This is a genomic window from Pseudomonas sp. TJI-51 (genome assembly GCF_000190455.2).
In the GTDB taxonomy this organism is placed as follows: Bacteria; Pseudomonadota; Gammaproteobacteria; order Pseudomonadales; family Pseudomonadaceae; genus Aquipseudomonas; species Aquipseudomonas juntendi.
On record NZ_AEWE02000046.1, the window covers coordinates 38,623 to 58,396 of the forward strand.

Here is a 19,774-nt window from a genome sequence, read left to right on the forward strand (position 1 = left end):
CCTTCAGTGCTGTAATTGGGGCCGCTTAGCGGCCCCAATCATTTATGATGCAGAAACTTGCCTTGCAGCCTGAAGGGAGGGCACAGAAATGGCCCAGGAAACCTACACCCGCACCAACCAGAAACTGTTCTTTGCCGGCCTCGCCCTCGAGGCCATGGCCAAGGCCGAGCAAAGCCAGGCCATGAATGCCCAGGGCCTGGTACAGGCCGAGCGCGAGTCGGCGCTGTTTCACCTGTACGGCGCGCTACTGGGCATGTGCCATGAAATTGGTGCTTTCTACCGCCTGCCGGTGGTGGCAACTGTGGAGCAGGCGCTGGCCGACGACAGCCTGAACGGTATTGCCATCCCCGAGGTGGCCGAGCTGCTGGAGCTGGCGCGCCAGCGTGAAACGTGGCTGGCGCAAATGCTCAGTGCTTATGCCGATTTGTTCCGACCACCTGTCGCCAGGAAAGCGCCAAAAACCGATGTTACTCAGCCGCTGATCCAAGCCGTGAACCTTGACGAGCCCGAGCAACCAGCGTTGTCCCGTGCCGAGCTGGAAAGCTGGCGCAATAACCTCAAAGGCCTGGTCAGGCGTTTTCGCGACGCGTTGAGTGAGTGCTGATTGCGGCAACGGCTGATACAATACTGGCCTTTCGCGGAGAACTGCCATTTATGTCTACGTCTTTTCTGGAAATTGTCGAGTTGCCTGATGGCCGCATCGAACTGCGTCGCGCCGAGGATGAAGGCTCACTGGTAACCTTGGATTTCTCGGAAGACGCCAAGGTATTTCTGCAGGGTCAGCATGTTGAAGTGGCCAAGGCCATGCTCAGCGTGGGTGTGCAGATGGCGGGTCGCCTGATGGAAGGTGAGGCTGAGCGTGATGAAGGGCCGCGGGTGCTGCACTGAACCCTGAGGGTGCAGCAGGTGCCTGGCGTTTTGAAGTAACAGGCAAAGCCTGAACATCAGCCGAGGCGGATGTTCAGGCTTTGTGCATTTCCGGTAGTGGCTGCCCGTAGCAGTTGCTGGCGGGCAGTAGCATTCACGCTACCCAGCCAGCTGACCACTGTGTGGCTAAGGCCCAGGCGCAGGGCTTCGCAGGCCAGCTGCAATGGGCTCTGATTGCTACGGGGTTGCAGCAGCAGGATCCGTTCACGGTTGAGGCCTGCGTCGCGCAGCCAGGCCTGGGTCAGGCTCGACGGCGGCGCGATCAGGGTCAGCCAGCGGGTTTCGTCTTCTTCGCTCAGCTCACGCAGTACGGGTGCCAGCAGGTTTTGGCAGTGCCCTTGGGCGCCACGCAGCGACAGTTCGCTGAAAAGCTCGGGGTCGCTGTGCTTGCGTGCCAGTTCGCTGGCCTTTAAGCCAGGAAGTACGGGTTGGGCAAGGAATGCTTCGAACAACGGCAACTGGGCTTGCTCGGGTACGTGAATGAACTGCTGCATGACGCCTCCTGGATCAGCGGCGAATGACGCCGACGCTCAAGCCCTCGATCACCAGTTCCTGTTCTTTCAGGTCGACTTCGATAGGGGCGAATTCGGGGTTTTCGGCCAGCAGCCAGACTTTGCTGCCTTCGCGCTTGAAGCGCTTGACGGTCACTTCGTCGCCGATGCGGGCCACCACGATCTGGCCGTTGCGTGCTTCACGGCAGGTGTGTACTGCCAGCAGGTCGCCGTCCAGGATACCGACGTCCTTCATGCTCATGCCGTGCACGCGCAGTAAATAGTCGGCCTGGGGGTGGAAGAACGCGGGGTTGATGTTGCACGATTGCTCGATGTGCTGCTCGGCAAGGATCGGTGCACCGGCAGCCACACGGCCGATGATGGGCAGGCCGCTTTCATCGGCCTTGGCTTCGAAGCCCGGGATGCGGATGCCGCGGGATGCACCTGGGGTCATTTCGATGGCACCCTTGCGGGCGAGGGCCTTGAGGTGTTCTTCGGCAGCGTTGGGCGATTTGAAGCCCAGTTCCTGAGCGATCTCGGCACGTGTGGGCGGGAAACCGTTGTCTTCCAGGCAACGCTTGATGAACGCGAGAATTTCGGCTTGGCGTGGCGTCAGTTTCAGCATGTTGGGCGCTCTGGCTTTTTGTACAGTGACTGGGATTATATACAGTACTGGATAAGCTTCAAGCCACACGTTGCAAGAAAAGTCGAACGCCCCCTCCCGGAGGCATGACGCGCGCTGTTTTCCAACGGCGACCGCCCGGTCACCGAGCCTTGACAGATGCAGGGCTGAAACGTATGTTTCAAACAACTGTTTGTCTGGCGGAGTAGTCGGAGTAGTCATGGCCCAATCGGAAACCGTTGAACGCATTCTCGATGCTGCCGAGCAGCTGTTCGCGGAAAGGGGGTTCGCTGAAACCTCGCTGCGGCTGATTACCAGCAAGGCCGGGGTCAACCTGGCGGCGGTCAACTATCACTTCGGTTCCAAAAAAGCGCTTATCCAGGCTGTGTTCTCGCGCTTCCTGGGCCCGTTCTGCGCCAGCCTCGAGCGTGAACTGGAACGCCGCCAGGCCAAGCCCGAGCACAAGCCAAGCCTGGAAGAGCTGCTGGAAATGCTGGTGGAGCAGGCATTGGCCGTGCAGCCGCGCAGCAACAACGACCTGTCGATCTTCATGCGGCTGCTGGGCCTTGCCTTCAGCCAGAGCCAAGGGCACTTGCGGCGCTACCTGGAAGACATGTACGGCAAGGTGTTCCGCCGCTACATGCTGTTGGTCAACGAGGCGGCTCCCCGTATTCCGCCGCTGGAGCTGTTCTGGCGCGTGCACTTCATGCTGGGGGCGGCCGCGTTCAGCATGTCCGGCATCAAGGCCCTGCGGGCCATCGCCGAAACCGACTTCGGTATCAATACGTCCATCGAACAGGTCATGCGCCTGATGGTGCCGTTCCTGGCGGCCGGCATGCGGGCCGACAGTGGCGTCACCGACCCGGCCATGGCCACTGCACAACTGCGCCCACGCACCAAGAGCAGCGCCGCCACGGCCAAGGCCTGAAGGCTGGGCGCGGCGGGGCGCTTGGGCTAAGCTAGCGCCGCTTCTGTTCAGTCTTCAATTAAGGAATACCCATGACCGTCAGTCTGCAAGGCTCCCTGATGGTGGACATCGCCGGTAAATGGCTGACCGCCGAAGACCGTCACCTGCTGCGCCAGCCCGAAGTGGCCGGCCTGATCATCTTCGCCCGCAATATCGACAGCCCGCGCCAGGTGCGTGAGCTATGCGCATCCATCCGCGCCATACGCCCCGATCTGATTCTGGCGGTGGACCAGGAGGGCGGCCGTGTGCAACGCCTGCGCCAGGGCTTTGTGCGCCTGCCCGCCATGCGCGCGCTGGCCGACAACGACAACGCTGAATACCTGGCCGAGCAGTGTGGCTGGCTGATGGCGACCGAAGTGCTGGCAGTGGGCCTGGACCTGAGCTTCGCTCCGGTGCTTGACCTTGATCACCAGCGCAGTGCCGTGGTGGGCAGCCGCGCCTTCGAGGGCGACCCGCTGCGTGCGACGCAGTTGGCCGGGGCGTTCATCCGCGGCATGAATGCCGCCGGCATGGCGGCCTGCGGCAAGCACTTCCCGGGGCATGGCTGGGCCGAGGCCGATTCGCACGTGGCCATTCCCACCGATGAGCGCAGCCTTGCGCAACTGCGCCAGGCCGACCTTGTACCGTTCAGCCGCCTGAGCGGGCAATTGGCGGCGGTGATGCCGGCGCATGTCATCTACCCGCAGGTGGACGACCAGCCGGCCGGCTTCTCGCGCCGCTGGCTGCAGGACATTCTGCGTGGCGAGCTGGGCTTTGACGGGGTGATCTTCAGTGATGACCTGTCGATGGCCGGTGCCCATGTGGTGGGCGATGCGGCCAGCCGTATCGAGGCGGCATTGTCTGCCGGCTGCGACATGGGCCTGGTTTGCAATGACCGCGCGGCGGCAGAGCTGGCACTGAGCGCAGCGCAGCGCATGCAGGTCAGGCCCTCGCCGCGTATCGCCCGGATGCGCGGGCAGGGCTTTGCACGTACCGACTATCGCCAGCAGCCACGCTGGCTGGCGGCGTTGGGCGCGTTGAAAGAGGCGCAGCTGGTCGACTGACTTGTCGCCGCTGGAGCGGGTTGCTGGTTGCCAGTGAGATCGCCGCCCGCGCGGCGCTCGGCCTCACTGCCAGCCAACCCTCACGGCCGACCCGAGGGCATCAGCGCCCACGCTTGCCTGGCAACGGTGCAAACAGGGCATCGATCTCTTCATCCCCCAGCCGCCACTGCCCAGCCTGGCCGCCATCGAGCAGGCTCGCCGCCAGCGCGGCCTTCTCCTGCTGCAGTGCCTGTATTTTCTCTTCCACCGTGCCGCGGGTAATCAGCTTGAACACGAACACCGGTTTGTCCTGGCCTATACGGTAGGCGCGGTCGGTGGCCTGGTTTTCGCTGGCCGGGTTCCACCAGGGGTCGAAGTGGATCACCGTGTCTGCCGCCGTCAGGTTCAGGCCCACGCCACCGGCCTTCAGGCTGATCAGGAACACCTCGCTGTCACCCTGCTGGAACTGCTGCACCGGCGTACGCCGGTCGCGGGTATCGCCGGTGAGCAGGCTGTAGCGGATCTGGCGCTTTTGCAGTTCCTGCTCGATCAGTGCAAGCATCGACGTGAACTGCGAAAACAGCAGTACCCGGCGGCCTTCGCTGAGCAGCTCATCGAGCATTTGCAGCAGTGCCCCCAGCTTGCCCTTGTCGGCCTGGTTACCCTTGCTCTCCACGCCTTTTACCAGGCGCAGGTCGCAGCACACCTGGCGCAGCTTGAGCAGCGCGTCGAGGATCACGATCTGGCTGCGCGCGGCACCGTTGCGGGCAATTTCATCGCGGACTTTCTTGTCCATGGCCACGCGTACCGCTTCGTAGGTGTCGCGCTGGGCGTCGCTGAGCTCGACCCAGTGCACCATCTCGGTTTTGGCCGGCAGCTCGGTGGCCACCTGCTCCTTGGTGCGGCGCAACAGGAACGGCCGGACGCGGTTGGCCAGGTGGGCCATGCGCTCGCTGTCACCGTGGCGCTCGATCGGCGTGCGGTAGTCCTGGTTGAAGCGCTTCAGTTCACCCAGCCAGCCGGGCATCAGGAAGTGGAAGATCGACCACAGTTCGCCCAGGTTGTTTTCCATCGGCGTGCCGGTCAGGCACAGACGCTGGGTGGCCTGCAGTTCGCAGGCGGCCAGGGCCGCCTTGCTGGTACTGCTTTTGATGTTCTGTGCCTCGTCCAGCACCAGCAAGTGCCACGCGTGCGCGCGCAGGTGCTGCAGGTCGCGGGGCAGCAGCGCATAGGTGGTGAGGACCAGGTCGTAGTCGCCCAGCTTGGCAAAATGCTTGCTGCGCCCTGGCCCGTGCAGGGGCAGTACACGCAGGTCGGGGGCGAAGCGTGCGGCTTCGTCCAGCCAGTTGGGTATCAGGCTGGTCGGCATCACGACCAGGGCTGGGCTGACGAGGCGCCCGCTTTCCTTTTCCAGCAGCAGGTGAGCCAAGGCTTGCAGGGTCTTGCCCAAGCCCATGTCGTCGCCCAGAATGCCGCCGGTACCTATTTCGCGCAGGGCCTGCAGCCAGTTCAGGCCTTGCTGCTGGTAGGCGCGCAGGCTGGCCCGCAGCGCGACTGGCGGTGCGACCTGCAGGTCACGCGCGTCACGCAGGCGGCGCCCCAGGTCGCGCACATGCTCGCCACCTTGCCAATGCAGCGGCATGCCTTCGATCTGGTTCAGGCGCGCGGCGTCGGCGCGGTCCAGGCGCAGGGCCGGGCCTACGCTGCCTTCGTGCAGGTACAGCTCGCCCAGGGTGCCCATCACCGCCTTGATACGGCCATAGGGCAGGGCGACGCGCAGGGGCGGGGCATCCAGGCGGCCGCGGTTCAGGTCGATCAGCAGGTGCTCGTCATCACTGCGCCGGGCCAGTTCGCTGGGGCGTAACAGCTCTGGGCTGCTGCGCAGCAATTGCAGCACGATCGGCAACAGGCTATGGCGCTGGCCATCGACCACGATGCCCAGTTCCAGGTCGAACCATTCATGACCCGGCGCTTCGTCGATGGTCGCGTACCAGTCTTCCACCTCTTGCAGGTCGAAGGCGAAATCGCGGTGGGTATCGATGGCCCAGCCGGCTTCGCGCAGGCGGGGCAGGCCTTCGCGGGCAAAGTGCAGCCAGGCTTCGTCGTCGGGCAGTTGATACATTTCCCCGGCACTGTCGGGCAATGCCTTGCTCTGCCGGGTTGCAGGCCTGAAGCCGAAGTCCCGCAGCACCTTGCGCAGGGCTTGTTCAGCCTGGGGCTGGCGGCGGATGCGCTGGCTGGTGTTGCCTGCAAGGCGGGTCAGCGGCTTGTCGTCGCTACCGCTGGCTTGCAGGCCGTCATAGTCGAATGCCAATGCGGCGCGATGTTGCATCTGCCGTTGCATGCGCCCGGTTTTCGGCATGTAGGCGGTGTACTCGAGGCTGCCGAGGGCCAGCAGGGCCTGTGGCTGTATGTCCTCGATCACTTGCTCTCGCACGGGGGCTGGGGTCGGCACCTTGTGGCTCAGGGCATTGAGCTTGTGGCTCAGGGGGACGACAAGGTGTTCCGGCACATCGGGGGCGATGGTCAGTTGCACGGCCACATGCGGGTCAAGGGTGTGTTCGACCTTGCCCACCTCTTGCGCCTGCACATCGAAGTAGTACAGCGGCAGCAGCGGGATGACGCAGCGCAGCGGTTCCTCACCGCTGTACCACAGCCCGCGGTAGTTGCCATTGCCCTGGCGTACCCAGCGGAACTCGGCTGGGCGCGTCGGGCCTTCGTGCAGCAGGGGCATGTTGACGTCGAACAGCATGCGCCCGGTTTCCAGTGCGCGCTGGAACAGTTCCCCGCCTTCCTGGCCTTTGAGTTGGTAGCCGCGGTCCTGGCCGGCCCCCTGGTTCAATGCCGCAAGCAGGCGCAGGATGCGCGTGTCCTGGTCGGTGACGAAGCGCGGCGGCTCGTAGAGAAAATCGTAAAGCGACTGCACCCGGCTGAAGCGGATGCCGTCCTCGCTGCGTGTGCCTTTGCGCACCAGCAGCGTGCAGCCGGCAGTATCGGTCAGTTGCAGCTGGTAGCAGACCATGCGCCCGCGTTTGTCATCGGCTGCGCCGGTCTGGGCCGGCGGCTGCTCCAGGCCACTGAGCCAGTGCTGCAGTTCGGCCGACAGCGTACCCGGCGGGCTTTGCACAGGCTCGGTACTGATGGTGGGGCCGCTGAGGGTGAACAGTACCGCAGCGCAATGCTTGCAGTTTTGGCGTACCGGGCAGTCGCACTCACCCTCGACGTGGCAGCGGCCGCCTGCAATGTGCAGTTCGATGGTTTGCTGGTAGACATTGTCGCCGCTGCCTTCGCACCGGGCGGTGATGGTCTGGCGATAGATAGCGTCCAGTTCTACCCGGCCTTCATCGGCATAGCGTTCTGCGCGCTGCAGGGTGGCCTTGCTGAACGACTGGGTCCAGTTCGGGTATTGATTCACCAACTCGACGGCATCTGGCTTCATGCGCTTACTGCTCCATCATCTCCGGGTCCATGGCCGGCATTTTCGGCGTGCCCGGTGGCGTGATCTTCAGCAGCACCGCCAGGTGCCCACCGTCGAGGAAGGTCAGCTGCCCACCTTTGACGTTACTGTTGCTTTGCTTGAACTGCTCGCTTTGCAGCACGCTGCCGTTGCCATCCAGCTGGTTGACCCAGAAGTTGGCCTCCACCGCGATAAAGCGCGCTTGGGCAATGCTCAGGTTGCCTTCGATAGGGAAATGGCCGAATTGCTCGTTGCCTTCGCCCAGGGCGATGCGGCTGGGTTGGTCGCCCACCTGTTGCCGCCAGGCCTTGTGCATCAGCACGGTGTAGTCTGCGGTCGCTTCCAGGCGGGTGGCTTCGTCTTCCAGCGCCGGGCGTTGCTCGGCGTCTTTGTGCAGGCGCGCAGCACCGCCGCTCCAGTCTTCCGGTGCGAACGGGCTGGTAAAGGCGGGCACGCTGTTCTGCCGCACCAGAATCATTTCTACCTGATACAGGCCTTCGGCGAAGGCGGCTGGCGCGAACAGCGCCAGCAGCAGGGTCAGGCAACGGATGGCACGCATGAATCTTCCTTAGGCAGGCTGTGGGGTCAGGCGCTCGAACAGCGCCTCCAGGGTGTTGAAGCGTTCGTCCGGGCGCTCCATCGGCACCAGGAAGCGGAACTGGGTCGCGCCTTCGAACTTGTAGCGTTTGGGCTGGCCCTGAATCAATTTGATCAAGGTCAGCGGGTCTACAGGGGTTTCAGCCTCGAACTCGAGCTTGCCGCCATTGGGGCCGGCATCGACTTTCTTGATGCCGAGCTTTTCCGCCTGCAGCTTGAGCGACGTCAGGCGCATGAGGTTCTTGGTGGGTTCCGGTAGCAGGCCGAAGCGGTCGATCATTTCGACCTGCAGGTCCTTGAGGCCCTCTTCGTCAGCCGCCGAGGCAATGCGTTTGTACAGGATCAGCCTGGCATGCACATCTGGCAGGTAGTCTTCGGGGATCAGCGCCGGCAGGCGCAGGTTGATCTCCGGGCCGCCGCCCAGTGGCTGTTCCAGGTTGGGCTGGGTGCCCTTGCGAATGGCCTTGACTGCGCGCTCGAGCATTTCCATGTACAGGGTGAAGCCAACGGCCTGGATCTGCCCACTCTGGCCTTCGCCCAGCAGCTCGCCGGCACCGCGGATTTCCAGGTCGTTGGTCGCCAGCACGAACCCGGCGCCAAGGTCCTGGGTGTTGGCGATCGCTTCCAGGCGCTTTTCGGCGTCGGCGCTGACCTTCTGCCGGGTGGGCGTGAGCAGGTAGGCGTAAGCCTGGTGGTGGCTGCGGCCAACCCGGCCGCGCAGCTGGTGCAGCTGGGCCAGGCCGAACTTGTCGGCGCGTTCGATGACGATGGTGTTGGCGCTGGGCACGTCGATACCGGTTTCGATGATGGTCGAAGCCACCAGCACATTGAAGCGCTTGTGGTAGAAGTCGCTCATCACCTGTTCCAGTTCACGCTCGCGCATTTGCCCATGGCCGATGCCGATGCGTGCCTCGGGTACCAGTTCGGCGAGGTCGGCTGCGCATTTCTCGATGGTTTTCACATCGTTGTGCAGGTAGTACACCTGGCCGCCGCGCAGCAGTTCGCGCAGCAGCGCCTCTTTGACGGTGCTCTTGTTCTGCTCCATCACGAAGGTGCGCACTGACAGGCGGCGCGCCGGCGGCGTGGCGATGATGGACAGGTCGCGCATGCCCGCCACCGCCATGTTGAGCGTGCGCGGGATGGGGGTGGCGGTGAGGGTGAGGATGTCGACTTCGCTGCGCAGGGCCTTGAGCTGCTCCTTCTGGCGTACGCCAAAACGGTGCTCTTCGTCGATGATTGCCAGGCCCAGGTCCTTGAAGCGTACGTCGTCCTGCAGCAGCTTGTGGGTGCCGATCAGGATGTCGATCTTGCCCTCGGCCAGGTCTGCGGCGGCGGCGGCGACTTCCTTGGCGGACTTGAAACGGCTCATCACTTCCACGGTCACCGGCCAGTCGGCGAAGCGGTCGCGGAAGCTGTTGTAGTGCTGTTGGGCGAGCAGGGTGGTCGGCACCAGTACCGCCACCTGGCGGCCGCTGTGCACGGCAATGAACGCCGCACGCATGGCCACTTCGGTTTTGCCGAAGCCCACGTCGCCACAGACCAGGCGGTCCATCGGCTTGGGCGCGAGCATGTCGGCGCGCACGGCTTCGATGGCGGCCTGCTGGTCGGGGGTTTCCTCGAACGGGAAGCCGGCGCTGAACGTGGCGTAGTCGGCGGACGGGTCGGCGAAGGCGTAGCCTTTGCGCGCGGCACGCCGGGCGTAGATGTCGAGCAGTTCGGCGGCCACGTCGCGGACTTGTTCGGCAGCCTTGCGCTTGGCCTTCTGCCAGGCTTCCGAACCCAGCCGGTGCAGCGGTGCCAGGGCGTCGTCGCTGCCGGTGTAGCGGGCGATCAGGTGCAGGTTGGCGACCGGCACATAGAGCTTGGCGTTTTCGGCATATTCCAGGGTCAGGAACTCTGCAGCCTGGCCGTCGATTTCCAGCGTGGCCAGGCCCAGGTAGCGGCCTACGCCGTGGTCAATGTGCACCACCGGTGCGCCTTCGCGCAGTTCGGTAAGGTTCTTGATTACCGCGTCATTGGCGGTTTCGCCACGTTTGTCACGGCGCCGGCGCTGCATGACGCGCTGGCCGAACAGCGGGCTTTCGGCGACCAGGGCAATGGCCGGGTCGTCCAGCAGCAGGCCTTCGTCCAGTGGGGCGATGGTGATGGCCAGGCGCTCGGCACCGGTGATGAAATCGTGCCAGCCATCAACAGTGTGCGGGCGCAGCTTCAGCCGTTCGAGCAGCTCCAGCAATACCTCGCGTCGGCCGGCCGATTCAGCGGTGAACAGCACGCGGCCGGGGAACTGGTCGAGGAAGCTGGCCAGCTCGGCCAGTGGCTGGTTGGCCTTGGCCTCGATCGCCAGGTTGGGCAGGGCGCGCGCCGGGAAGCGCTCGCGCCCTGCGCCGGCTTCCAGGTCGTCGCTGCTGACCACCACCCGCGGCCACTGCTTGAGCCGGGCGAAGCAGTCTTCGACCGGCAGGAACAGCTCGGCCGGTGGCAGCAGTGGCCGGCTGAGGTCGCCACGGCGGTCTTCATAACGCCCGCGCACGTCGTTCCAGAAGTGTTCGGCGGCCTGTTCCACCCCCGGCAGCGAAAACACCTGGGTGTCCGCCGGCAGGTAGTCGAACAGGGTGGAGGTTTCTTCGAAGAACAAGGGCAGGTAGTACTCGATACCGGCGGGGATGATACCGCTGGCCAGGTCCTGGAAGATCGCGCTGCGGCGGAAGTCGACGTCGAAGCGTTCGCGAAAGCGTGCCTTGAAGCGGGTCACTTCGTCCTTTTGCATGGGGAATTCGCGCGCAGGCAGCAGGCGCACGGAATCCACCTTGTCTATCGAGCGCTGGGTCTCGGGGTCGAAGGTGCGCAGGGTCTCGATCTCGTCATCGAACAGGTCGATGCGGTAGGGCAGCTTGCTGCCCATGGGGAACAGGTCGATCAGTGCACCGCGCACGGCGAACTCGCCATGCTCATAGACCGTGTCGACGCAGCGGTAGCCGGTGGCTTCCAGCCGCGTGCGCATCTGCTCCACGTCGAGGGTCTGGCCCACGTCCAGCACCAGGCTGCTGCCCAGCAGAAAACGCGTGGGTGCCAGGCGGTGCAGGGCGGTGGTCACCGGCACCACGAGGATGCCGTGGCTCAGCTCAGGCAAGCGGTAAAGGCTGGCGATGCGCTGGGAGATGATGTCCTGGTGCGGCGAGAACAGGTCGTAGGGCAGGGTTTCCCAATCGGGAAACGGCAGCACCGGCAGGTCGGGTGCGAAGAAACGCAGCTCCTGTTCCAGGCGGTCGGCGGCCTGGCTGTCGGCCGTCAATAACAGGGTGAAGCGGCCAGCGCTGCTGGCGGCCTCGGCGATGGCAAGGCTGAGGGCGGCACCGGGCAGGTTGCCCCAGGTTTGTTTGCCGGCCGTGGCCGACATTTGCGGTAGGCGCAGAACTGACACGGGAGATTGCACTCCAAGCGTTGCGGCAAAGAGACCGATTGTACCGGTGACGGTGCCGGCTGTCAGGCTCCAAAGGGCATGAATGCTGGCTTGGCTCACTGCGACAGGCGCTCATTGCCGGTTCTGTGTTGGGGCGTCATAATGTAGCCCCTTTTTTCTGTCCCTACATGTGGAAGGTTCCCGTGACTCAGAAGCCCGACCAGTGTCTTGGTGAGTGGATCGATCGTGAAGCGCTGGCTGAAGCGATGATCCCGCTTATCGGTCAGCTCTACCGCAACAACAATGTGGTGAGCTCGATTTATGGCCGCAGCCTGATCAACCGTTCGGTTATCTCGATCCTCAAGGCGCACCGCTTTGCGCGTCATCGCCAAACCGACGAAACCGAACTGTCCGTCCACGAGACATTCCCCCTGCTCAAAGCCATGAGCGAGCTGAAACTGGGCGCCGCTTCGGTCGACCTGGGCAAGCTGGCCAACAAGTTCAAGCAGGAAGGCAATGGCCGCACTGCCGAGCAGTTCGTCCGTGAAGAGCTGGCCGACGTGGTTGGCCAGCAGAACGCTTCGGCACGCAAAGGCACTGACGTGGTGCTGTACGGCTTCGGCCGCATCGGCCGCCTGCTGGCGCGCATCCTGATCGAGAAGACCGGTGGCGGCGACGGCCTGCGCCTGCGCGCCATCGTTGTGCGCAAGGGCGCCGAAAACGACCTGGTCAAGCGTGCCAGCCTGCTGCGCCGTGACTCGGTGCATGGCCCGTTCGATGGCACCATCACCATCGATGAAGCCAACAACACCATCACTGCCAACGGCAACCTGATCCAGGTTATCTACGCCAAGAACCCAAGCGAAGTCGACTATACCCAGTACGGTATCGAAAACGCGCTGATCGTCGACAACACCGGTGTATGGCGTGATGCCGACGGCCTGGGCCAGCACCTGGCCTGCCCGGGCGCTGCCCGCGTGATCCTCACCGCACCTGGCAAGGGCGCGCTGAAGAACATCGTGCATGGCATCAACCACGGCGATATCACGGCCGATGACAAGATCATCTCGGCAGCTTCCTGCACCACCAACGCCATCGTGCCGGTGCTCAAGGCCATCAACGACCAGTACGGCATCGTCAACGGCCACGTCGAAACCGTTCACTCGTTCACCAACGACCAGAACCTGATCGACAACTTCCACAAGGGCAGCCGCCGTGGCCGCGCCGCGCCGCTGAACATGGTCATCACCGAAACCGGTGCCGCCACCGCTGCTGCCAAGGCACTGCCAGTGCTCAAGGGCAAGCTGACCGGCAACGCCATCCGCGTACCTACGCCGAACGTTTCGATGGCCATCCTCAACCTGAACCTGGAAAAGGCCACTACTCGCGACGAAATCAACGAGTACCTGCGCCAGACCGCAATGCACTCGGAGCTGCACAAGCAGATCGACTACGTTGCCTCGCAGGAAGTGGTTTCGACCGACTTCGTTGGCTCGCGCCACGCCGGTGTGGTGGACGCTGAAGCGACCATCGCCAATGACAACCGTGTTGTTCTGTACGTGTGGTACGACAACGAATTCGGTTACAGCTGCCAGGTGGTTCGCGTGATGGAAGACATGGCCGGTGTGAACCCGCCTGCGTTCCCACGCTGATTCGCGGGTAAGGCAATGAAGAAACGGGAACCTTCGGGTTCCCGTTTTTTTTGCCTGCTTTTCATGTTGCTGCGGCCTTTGCAGGTGCGTACGCCCGGTAAATCACTTGGGCTCGGATGACGAGCGGCACTATTTCGAGGACAATGGCCGGCGCTATTGGCACCCCCTATCGATGCCCGTGTCCGGAGCCAGGTGCGCATGCCCGTGCCGCCGTTCGGGTGACTCGGGCCGGGGGTGGCTGCGTCTCCCGAGCTACGCCCGCGTTTGCGCAGGCGGTGAAAGGCGAGTGAAAGCGCAAGCAGGGATGATTGCCGCCAGGGATCGGTAAAGCATATGTAGTGCGGGCGAAATTGGCCTACGACGCGACCAAGGGTTAATGTGCGCGGCGTTCACGCTTGATTAGACTGCACCCGAATTTTCTCATGGCGCTTCGGCGGCATGATCGCGTCCCGCGAGCGACCGTGGCTTGCGGGCCAGTTCTGAAGGAGTACGCATGGCTGTCTACAACTACGACGTAGTGGTGCTGGGTTCCGGCCCGGCCGGTGAAGGCGCGGCAATGAATGCCGCCAAAGCAGGGCGCAAGGTTGCGATGGTCGATGACCGTCGCCAGGTCGGTGGTAACTGCACCCACCTGGGCACCATCCCGTCCAAGGCACTGCGTCACTCGGTGCGGCAGATCATGCAGTTCAACACCAACCCCATGTTCCGTGCCATTGGCGAGCCGCGTTGGTTTTCGTTCCCGGACGTGCTGAAAAGCGCCGAGAAGGTCATCGCCAAGCAGGTGGCTTCGCGCACGGGCTACTACGCCCGCAACCGGGTTGACGTGTTCGTCGGTACCGGCAGTTTTGCCGACGAGCAGACCGTGGAAGTGGTGTGCTCGAACGGCGTGGTGGAAAAGCTCAATGCCAAGCACATCATCATCGCGACCGGTTCACGCCCCTACCGCCCGGCCGACATCGACTTCCACCACCCGCGCGTCTACGACAGCGATACCATCCTCAGCCTCAGCCACACCCCGCGCAAGCTGATCGTTTACGGCGCCGGCGTTATCGGTTGCGAATACGCTTCGATCTTCAGTGGCCTGGGTGTGCTGGTAGAGCTGGTGGACAACCGCGGCCAGTTGCTGAGCTTCCTCGACTCGGAAATTTCCCAGGCGCTGAGCTATCACTTCAGCAACAACAACATCACCGTGCGGCACAACGAAGATTATGAGCGCGTCGAAGGCCTGGACAACGGTGTGATCCTGCACCTGAAGTCGGGCAAGAAGATCAAGGCCGACGCCTTGCTGTGGTGCAACGGCCGTACCGGCAACACCGACAAGCTGGGCCTGGAGAACATTGGCATCAAGGTCAACAGCCGGGGCCAGATCGAGGTCGACGAGGCCTACCGTACCAGCGTGCCGAACATCTACGGCGCCGGTGACGTGATCGGCTGGCCAAGCCTGGCCAGTGCCGCCCATGACCAGGGCCGCTCGGCCGCTGGCAGCATCGTGGACAACGGCAGCTGGCGCTTCGTCAATGACGTGCCGACCGGCATCTACACCATTCCGGAAATCAGCTCGATCGGCAAAAACGAACAGGAGCTGACCCAGGCCAAGGTGCCGTACGAAGTGGGCAAGGCGTTCTTCAAGAGCATGGCGCGGGCGCAGATTGCCGGCGAGCCGCAAGGCATGCTGAAGATTCTGTTCCACCGCGAAACCCTGGAAATCCTGGGTGTTCACTGCTTCGGCTACCAGGCCTCGGAGATTGTCCACATCGGCCAGGCGATCATGAACCAGCCAGGTGAGCAGAACAACCTGAAGTATTTCGTCAACACCACGTTCAACTACCCGACCATGGCCGAAGCCTACCGGGTAGCTGCCTACGACGGCCTGAACCGGCTTTTTTGAGCGGCTCCGACCGGTGGCCTGAGCCGGTCGGAGAGACCGATTTCAACCCTGCCCGAGGGTGGTCTTGGCCAAACCGGGAAAGTCTGTAATCAGGCTGTCCACGCCAAAGTCAGCCAGCCGGCGCATCAGTGCCGGCTCGTTGACCGTCCACACCGACACGTGCAAACCCTGGGCCTGTGCTTTGAGCAGGCGTTCGGGGGTGCATAGCGTCCAGTTCAGGGCCAGCAAGTCGCAGCCGTAGTTCTGGGCGACCTTCAACGGGTCGAGCCACGCGTACTCCGCCACCAGCCCACGTTTCACATCTGGCACCAGCTCCTGGGCTGCACCCAGTACTTCGCGCGAGCTGGAGGTGATGGTGACCTTGTCCAGCAAGTTGTACTGCTGGGCCAGCTCGCGGATGGCCAGAACGGTGGTGGCAGCGCGCGTGCGCGAGGCGCTTTTTACCTCCAGTTGCCAGTGCTCGAACGGGCATTTCTGGAACAGCTCTTCCAGCGTGGGAATCGGGCAGGGCTGCACGTGGCCTGGCCCGCCCTTGCGGGCATCGACCTTGACCAGGTCGGCGGCCGGGTGTTCGACCACCTTGCCGCGCCGGCCGGTGGTGCGCTTGAGGGTGGCGTCGTGGATCACCATCAGCTGGTTGTCGGCTGACAGGTGCAGGTCCAGTTCGCAGCGGGTCACGCCGTGTGCCAGGCATTGCTGGAAGCTGGTCAGGGTATTTTCGGGTGCTTCGCCCTTGGCGCCGCGATGGCCGTAGATCAGGGTCACGTTCGTTCCTTCAGATCAGAGAAAACAGGTTCAGGATGCAGGGCTGTTCTGTTCCAGTTGCTGGCGCCGTTGCTGCTGCTGGCGCTGCAGGATGTAACGGGCCAGCAGTTGCCGTTGGGCGTCGGTCATGTCGATGAACTCGGTGCCGACGTCGTAACCGCCCCCCGTGCGCTGGTCGCAGTGGGTGACTTTACCGCGCAGCAGCAGGCCGTGGGCACGTGGCATCAGCACCATTTTCACCTTGACCCGGGTGCCGGGGGCAAGCGGGTTGCGCTGGGTGAATTCGATACCGCCTTCGGAAATGGTCACTGGCTGGGGTTGCCCGACTTCGCCGAGCAGGGTCTGGGCGACCACTGCGCTGAGCAGGTCGAGGCGTTTGTTCTGCGCGCGCAGGAAGGCGGCCAGGGTGCGGTCCTTGTCGCTCAGCTGGCGCAGCAGGTGCTGCGCCTCGAAGTCCGACAGGTGCAGCTCGCTGAGCAGGTTGAACAGTGGGGAATCATCTTGCAATACATCTGGGTCAAGGGCTTCGGCCGCGCTTAGGGGGCTTATTTGAAGTGCGATCCGATCGTCGATGCGGTAGTATTCGCGGCGATCTTCTTCGTCTAATGTCGTCATGGCGAACCCAAGGTAGCGGCGGGGGGCCGAGTGTAAAGCCGCCGTAGGCGCCTCGCCACAAGGACGTTCCCTTTCATCCGAACAAGCCCCGACATGTTCAGACCTCTTTTCGCATTTATCGGTACGCGTTATACCCGTGCCAAACGTCGCAATCACTTCGTCTCGTTCATTTCCCTGACCTCGATGATCGGCCTCGCCCTGGGCGTGGTGGTGATGATCGTGGTGCTGTCGGTGATGAACGGTTTCGACCACGAGATGCGTACCCGCGTGCTGGGCATGATCCCGCATGCCACGCTGGAGAGCGGCCAACCCATTGCCGATTGGCAGGCCCTTGCCCAACAAGTAAAGCAGAATCCGCAGGTGGTGGCGGTTGCGCCGTTCACCCAGATGCAAGGCCTGCTGACCCACGATGGCAAGGTGCAGAAAGTGCTGCTCAATGGCATCGACCCGGCCCGCGAGCGCGAGGTGTCGATCATCGACAACTTTGTCTTGCAGGGGCGCCTGGACCAGTTGGCGCCGGGCGAGTGGGGGATCATGATCGGTGACAAGGCGGCGGCCAAGCTGGGTGTGGCCATCGGCGACAAGCTCACCTTCGTTGCCCCCGAGGTCAGCGTGACCCCGGCCGGCATGTTCCCGCGCATGAAGCGCTTCACCGTGGTCGGCACCTTCCACGTTGGCGCGGGCGAGATCGACGGCTACCTGGGCTTGACCAACATCAGCGACCTGTCGCGCCTGCACCGCTGGAAGCCCGACCAGGTACAGGGCCTGCGCCTGAAATTCGACGACCTGTTCCAGGCGCCGCGGGTAGCCTGGAGCATCGCCCAGCAGTTGGGTGACCAGGCGTTCTACAGCCGCGACTGGACCCGTACCCACGGTAACCTGTACCAGGCGATCCGCATGGAAAAAGCCATGATCGGCCTGCTGTTGCTGCTGATCGTGGCGGTGGCCGCGTTCAACATCATTTCCACGCTGGTGATGGTGGTCAACGACAAGCGTGGCGACATCGCCATCTTGCGCACCCTCGGCGCGACGCCCGGGCAAATCATGCTCATCTTCATGGTCCAGGGCACGGTGATCGGGGTGATCGGTACCCTGATCGGCGCCGTGGTCGGCATTCTTGCCGCACTGAATGTCAGTGCCGCCATCGCCGGCATCGAGAAACTGATCGGGCACAAGTTCCTCAATGCCGACGTGTATTTCATCGATTACCTGCCGTCGCAGATCCAGGCCCAGGACGTGTACATGGTCTGTGGCGCGGCGCTGGTCCTGAGTTTCTTCGCCACCTTGTACCCGGCCTGGCGTGCGGCCCGCACCCAGCCTGCCGAGGCGCTACGTTATGAGTGAGTCGCGCATGAGTGATAAAGCCGTTCTGAGTTGCCGCAACCTGGGCAAGTCCTACGACGAGGGCCCGGAGTCGGTGCAGGTGCTGTCCGGCCTCAACCTGGAGCTGCATGCCGGTGAGCGCATCGCCATTGTCGGCAGCTCGGGCTCTGGCAAGAGCACCTTGCTGAACCTGTTGGGCGGCCTTGACCGGCCCACCCAGGGCAGCGTCTGGCTGGCGGGCGAAGAGCTGTCGGCGCTGGGTGAGCGTGCCCGCGGCCTGCTGCGCAACCGTGAATTGGGCTTCGTCTACCAGTTTCACCACTTGCTGCCGGAATTCACCGCCATCGAAAACGTGTGCATGCCATTGCTGATCGGCCGCACGCCCATCCCCGAGGCCCGTGAGCGGGCCGAAGCACTGCTCAAGCGCGTAGGCCTGGGCCACCGCCTCAACCACAAGCCGGCCGAGCTGTCGGGTGGCGAGCGCCAGCGTGTGGCCATTGCCCGGGCCCTGGTCAACCGCCCTGGCCTGGTGATGCTCGACGAGCCTACCGGCAACCTCGACCACCATACTGCCCAGGGCATTCAGGAGTTGATGCAGGAGCTGTCCAGTGCTTCGCGCACAGCGTTCCTGGTGGTAACGCACGACCTCAGCCTGGCGCGCCAGATGGACCGTGTATTGAAGCTCGACGACGGCCACCTGGTGGCGATCTGAGCGACTGTACGGGGCAACAGGCGTTGCCCCGTTTTCCTGTTTTCATTGGGTGATTTCGTACATGTTCAGACCCTTGCCCATTTTCATCGGCGCGCGCTACACCCGAGCCAAGCGCCGCAACCACTTCATCTCGTTCATCTCGATGACCTCGATGATCGGCCTGTCGCTGGGCGTGCTGGCGATGATCGTGGTGCTGTCGGTGATGAACGGCTTCCAGCGCGAAATGAGCTCGCGCATCCTGGGCCTGGTGCCGCATGCCGCCATCCTCGGGGTGCAGCCACTGGACGACTGGCACAAGGTTGCCGATGCGGCGCTGCAGAACCCGGCAGTGATGGCCGCCGCGCCCATTACCGAAATGGAAGGCATGCTCTCGTACAAGGGCGCGATGCAGCCGATTCAGGTGAGCGGTATCGACCCGGCCGAGGAGAGCAAGGTCTCCATCGTCGGCCAGCACATCGTCCAGGGCCGCTTGCAGGACCTGCAGCCCGGTGAGTTCGGCGTGGTCATCGGTGAGCTCACAGCCCGCCGTTTCCGCCTGAATACCGGCGACAAGCTGACCTTGATCGTGCCGGAAATCAGCAAGGAGCCGGGCGGTATCACCCCGCGCATGCAGCGCCTGACCGTGGTCGGCATCTTCAAGGTCGGCGCCGAACTGGATGGCTCGCAGGCCTATATCCATATGGCCGATGCTGGTCAGATGCAGCGCTGGGCGCCGGGCCAGGTGCAAGGCGTGCGCCTGAAGCTGCACGACCTGTACGCCGCGCCGCAGGTGTCCAAGGCCATCGCCGCCGGGCTGGGCGATGCCTACCGTGCCGATGACTGGTCGCACACCCAGGGTAGCCTGTTCAGTGCAATGAAGATGGAAAAGACCATGATCGGCCTGTTGCTGATGATGATCATTGCAGTGGCGGCGTTCAACATCATCGCCACCCTGGTGATGGTGGTGAACGACAAAGGCCCGGACATCGCCATTTTGCGCACCCTGGGCGCCACGCCAGCGCAGATCATGGGTACGTTCATGGTCCAGGGCAGCCTGATCGGTATTGTCGGCACCCTGATTGGCGGGGTGCTGGGCGTGATTGCCGCGCTGAACGTCAGCCAGATCGTCGGCTGGCTGGAGCGGGTGAGCGGGCAGCACATCTTCACCTCGGATGTGTACTTCGTCAGCAGTTTGCCGTCGCAACTGGAGGGGAGCGATGTGCTGATGATCTGCACCGCCGGCCTGGTGATGAGCTTCCTGGCAACCATCTACCCGGCTTACCGGGCTTCGCAGGTGCAGCCGGCCATTGGCTTGGCGGTTTGAGCCACAGCTGAAGGCTTGCGCAGTGGGCTGCAA

At 63.5% G+C, this 19,774-nt stretch carries 16 protein-coding genes and 1 pseudogene; 10 read left to right on the forward strand and 7 right to left on the reverse strand.

The annotated features are described in order from the left end of the window. Positions 1-88 precede the first annotated feature (88 nt). A complete protein-coding gene (locus tag G1E_RS10815; protein WP_009686279.1) occupies positions 89-604 on the forward strand; it encodes a DUF6586 family protein in 516 nt (171 codons plus the stop codon). A 50-nt stretch (positions 605-654) separates the two neighbouring features. After that, on the forward strand, positions 655-888 hold the full coding sequence (locus G1E_RS10820; RefSeq protein ID WP_009686280.1) for a hypothetical protein: 234 nt from the start codon (positions 655-657) through the stop codon (positions 886-888). Between the two features lie 56 nt (positions 889-944). Here the strand turns inward: G1E_RS10820 and sulA are convergent, their stop codons facing one another. Together sulA and lexA are read right to left on the reverse strand one after the other, a co-directional pair. After that, positions 945-1,421, reverse strand: a complete 477-nt coding sequence (gene sulA, locus G1E_RS10825; RefSeq protein WP_009686281.1) for an SOS-induced cell division inhibitor SulA — start codon at positions 1,419-1,421, stop codon at positions 945-947. Between the two features lie 13 nt (positions 1,422-1,434). After that, complete coding sequence (lexA, locus tag G1E_RS10830; RefSeq protein WP_009686282.1) at positions 1,435-2,043, reverse strand: transcriptional repressor LexA; 609 nt, start codon at positions 2,041-2,043, stop codon at positions 1,435-1,437. A 217-nt stretch (positions 2,044-2,260) separates the two neighbouring features. On the opposite strand from lexA, the gene G1E_RS10835 reads away from it, so the two are divergent. Both G1E_RS10835 and nagZ read left to right on the forward strand, forming a co-directional pair. Further along, entirely contained in the window at positions 2,261-2,968 is a 708-nt protein-coding gene (locus tag G1E_RS10835) for a TetR/AcrR family transcriptional regulator (RefSeq protein ID WP_009686283.1), read from the forward strand. 83 nt (positions 2,969-3,051) lie between these two features. Further along, positions 3,052-4,050 carry a beta-N-acetylhexosaminidase gene (gene nagZ, locus G1E_RS10840; RefSeq protein ID WP_172828394.1) on the forward strand — a complete coding sequence of 333 codons (999 nt, stop codon included), beginning with the start codon at positions 3,052-3,054 and terminating at the stop codon, positions 4,048-4,050. Between the two features lie 100 nt (positions 4,051-4,150). Here the strand turns inward: nagZ and G1E_RS27495 are convergent, their stop codons facing one another. From G1E_RS27495 to mfd, 3 genes are read right to left on the reverse strand one after another with little or no spacing between them, the layout of a single operon-like run. Beyond that, the gene (locus G1E_RS27495) at positions 4,151-7,468 is read right to left on the reverse strand and encodes a DEAD/DEAH box helicase (protein ID WP_009686286.1); all 3,318 of its coding nucleotides are present in this window, start codon (positions 7,466-7,468) and stop codon (positions 4,151-4,153) included. Between the two features lie 4 nt (positions 7,469-7,472). After that, on the reverse strand, positions 7,473-8,045 hold the full coding sequence (locus G1E_RS10850; protein ID WP_009686287.1) for a CsiV family protein: 573 nt from the start codon (positions 8,043-8,045) through the stop codon (positions 7,473-7,475). Positions 8,046-8,054: 9 nt separating this feature from the next. Next, positions 8,055-11,504, reverse strand: a complete 3,450-nt coding sequence (gene mfd, locus G1E_RS10855; protein WP_009686288.1) for a transcription-repair coupling factor — start codon at positions 11,502-11,504, stop codon at positions 8,055-8,057. 167 nt (positions 11,505-11,671) lie between these two features. On the opposite strand from mfd, the gene G1E_RS10860 reads away from it, so the two are divergent. The 3 genes and pseudogenes from G1E_RS10860 (at position 11,672) to sthA (ending at position 15,023) form a co-directional block, all read left to right on the forward strand. Further along, entirely contained in the window at positions 11,672-13,135 is a 1,464-nt protein-coding gene (locus tag G1E_RS10860) for a glyceraldehyde-3-phosphate dehydrogenase (protein ID WP_009686289.1), read from the forward strand. A gap of 76 nt (positions 13,136-13,211) precedes the next feature. Beyond that, a pseudogene (locus G1E_RS29410) lies at positions 13,212-13,425 on the forward strand (FAD:protein FMN transferase); the annotation flags it as partial. 203 nt (positions 13,426-13,628) lie between these two features. Next, the gene (sthA, locus tag G1E_RS10865; RefSeq protein WP_009686290.1) at positions 13,629-15,023 is read left to right on the forward strand and encodes a Si-specific NAD(P)(+) transhydrogenase; all 1,395 of its coding nucleotides are present in this window, start codon (positions 13,629-13,631) and stop codon (positions 15,021-15,023) included. A gap of 42 nt (positions 15,024-15,065) precedes the next feature. Here the strand turns inward: sthA and G1E_RS10870 are convergent, their stop codons facing one another. Further along, on the reverse strand, positions 15,066-15,788 hold the full coding sequence (locus tag G1E_RS10870) for a glycerophosphodiester phosphodiesterase (protein ID WP_009686291.1): 723 nt from the start codon (positions 15,786-15,788) through the stop codon (positions 15,066-15,068). Between the two features lie 30 nt (positions 15,789-15,818). Continuing rightward, positions 15,819-16,403: a PilZ domain-containing protein gene (locus G1E_RS10875; protein ID WP_033691079.1), complete on the reverse strand. Its 585-nt coding sequence runs from the start codon at positions 16,401-16,403 to the stop codon at positions 15,819-15,821. Positions 16,404-16,496: 93 nt separating this feature from the next. Between G1E_RS10875 and G1E_RS10880 the strand changes: the two genes are divergently transcribed. The 3 genes from G1E_RS10880 to G1E_RS10890 all read left to right on the forward strand — a co-directional run bounded on the left by G1E_RS10880 (position 16,497) and on the right by G1E_RS10890 (position 19,741). Then, a complete protein-coding gene (locus G1E_RS10880; RefSeq protein ID WP_047149820.1) occupies positions 16,497-17,747 on the forward strand; it encodes a lipoprotein-releasing ABC transporter permease subunit in 1,251 nt (416 codons plus the stop codon). A gap of 7 nt (positions 17,748-17,754) precedes the next feature. Then, a complete protein-coding gene (gene lolD, locus G1E_RS10885; protein WP_172828393.1) occupies positions 17,755-18,438 on the forward strand; it encodes a lipoprotein-releasing ABC transporter ATP-binding protein LolD in 684 nt (227 codons plus the stop codon). 61 nt (positions 18,439-18,499) lie between these two features. Continuing rightward, on the forward strand, positions 18,500-19,741 hold the full coding sequence (locus tag G1E_RS10890) for a lipoprotein-releasing ABC transporter permease subunit (RefSeq protein ID WP_009686295.1): 1,242 nt from the start codon (positions 18,500-18,502) through the stop codon (positions 19,739-19,741). The last annotated feature ends 33 nt before the right edge of the window (positions 19,742-19,774 follow it).

What these genes read in the sequence shown, in the direction of transcription:
- G1E_RS10815 (WP_009686279.1), top strand. Translation starts at nt 89, where the DNA reads ATGGCCCAGGAAACCTACACCCGCACCAACCAGAAACTGTTCTTTGCC.
- G1E_RS10820 (WP_009686280.1), top strand. Translation starts at nt 655, where the DNA reads ATGTCTACGTCTTTTCTGGAAATTGTCGAGTTGCCTGATGGCCGCATC.
- sulA (WP_009686281.1), bottom strand. Translation starts at nt 1,421, where the DNA reads ATGCAGCAGTTCATTCACGTACCCGAGCAAGCCCAGTTGCCGTTGTTC.
- lexA (WP_009686282.1), bottom strand. Translation starts at nt 2,043, where the DNA reads ATGCTGAAACTGACGCCACGCCAAGCCGAAATTCTCGCGTTCATCAAG.
- G1E_RS10835 (WP_009686283.1), top strand. Translation starts at nt 2,261, where the DNA reads ATGGCCCAATCGGAAACCGTTGAACGCATTCTCGATGCTGCCGAGCAG.
- G1E_RS27495 (WP_009686286.1), bottom strand. Translation starts at nt 7,468, where the DNA reads ATGAAGCCAGATGCCGTCGAGTTGGTGAATCAATACCCGAACTGGACC.
- G1E_RS10850 (WP_009686287.1), bottom strand. Translation starts at nt 8,045, where the DNA reads ATGCGTGCCATCCGTTGCCTGACCCTGCTGCTGGCGCTGTTCGCGCCA.
- G1E_RS10860 (WP_009686289.1), top strand. Translation starts at nt 11,672, where the DNA reads ATGTGGAAGGTTCCCGTGACTCAGAAGCCCGACCAGTGTCTTGGTGAG.
- sthA (WP_009686290.1), top strand. Translation starts at nt 13,629, where the DNA reads ATGGCTGTCTACAACTACGACGTAGTGGTGCTGGGTTCCGGCCCGGCC.
- G1E_RS10875 (WP_033691079.1), bottom strand. Translation starts at nt 16,403, where the DNA reads ATGACGACATTAGACGAAGAAGATCGCCGCGAATACTACCGCATCGAC.
- G1E_RS10880 (WP_047149820.1), top strand. Translation starts at nt 16,497, where the DNA reads ATGTTCAGACCTCTTTTCGCATTTATCGGTACGCGTTATACCCGTGCC.
- lolD (WP_172828393.1), top strand. Translation starts at nt 17,755, where the DNA reads ATGAGTGATAAAGCCGTTCTGAGTTGCCGCAACCTGGGCAAGTCCTAC.
- G1E_RS10890 (WP_009686295.1), top strand. Translation starts at nt 18,500, where the DNA reads ATGTTCAGACCCTTGCCCATTTTCATCGGCGCGCGCTACACCCGAGCC.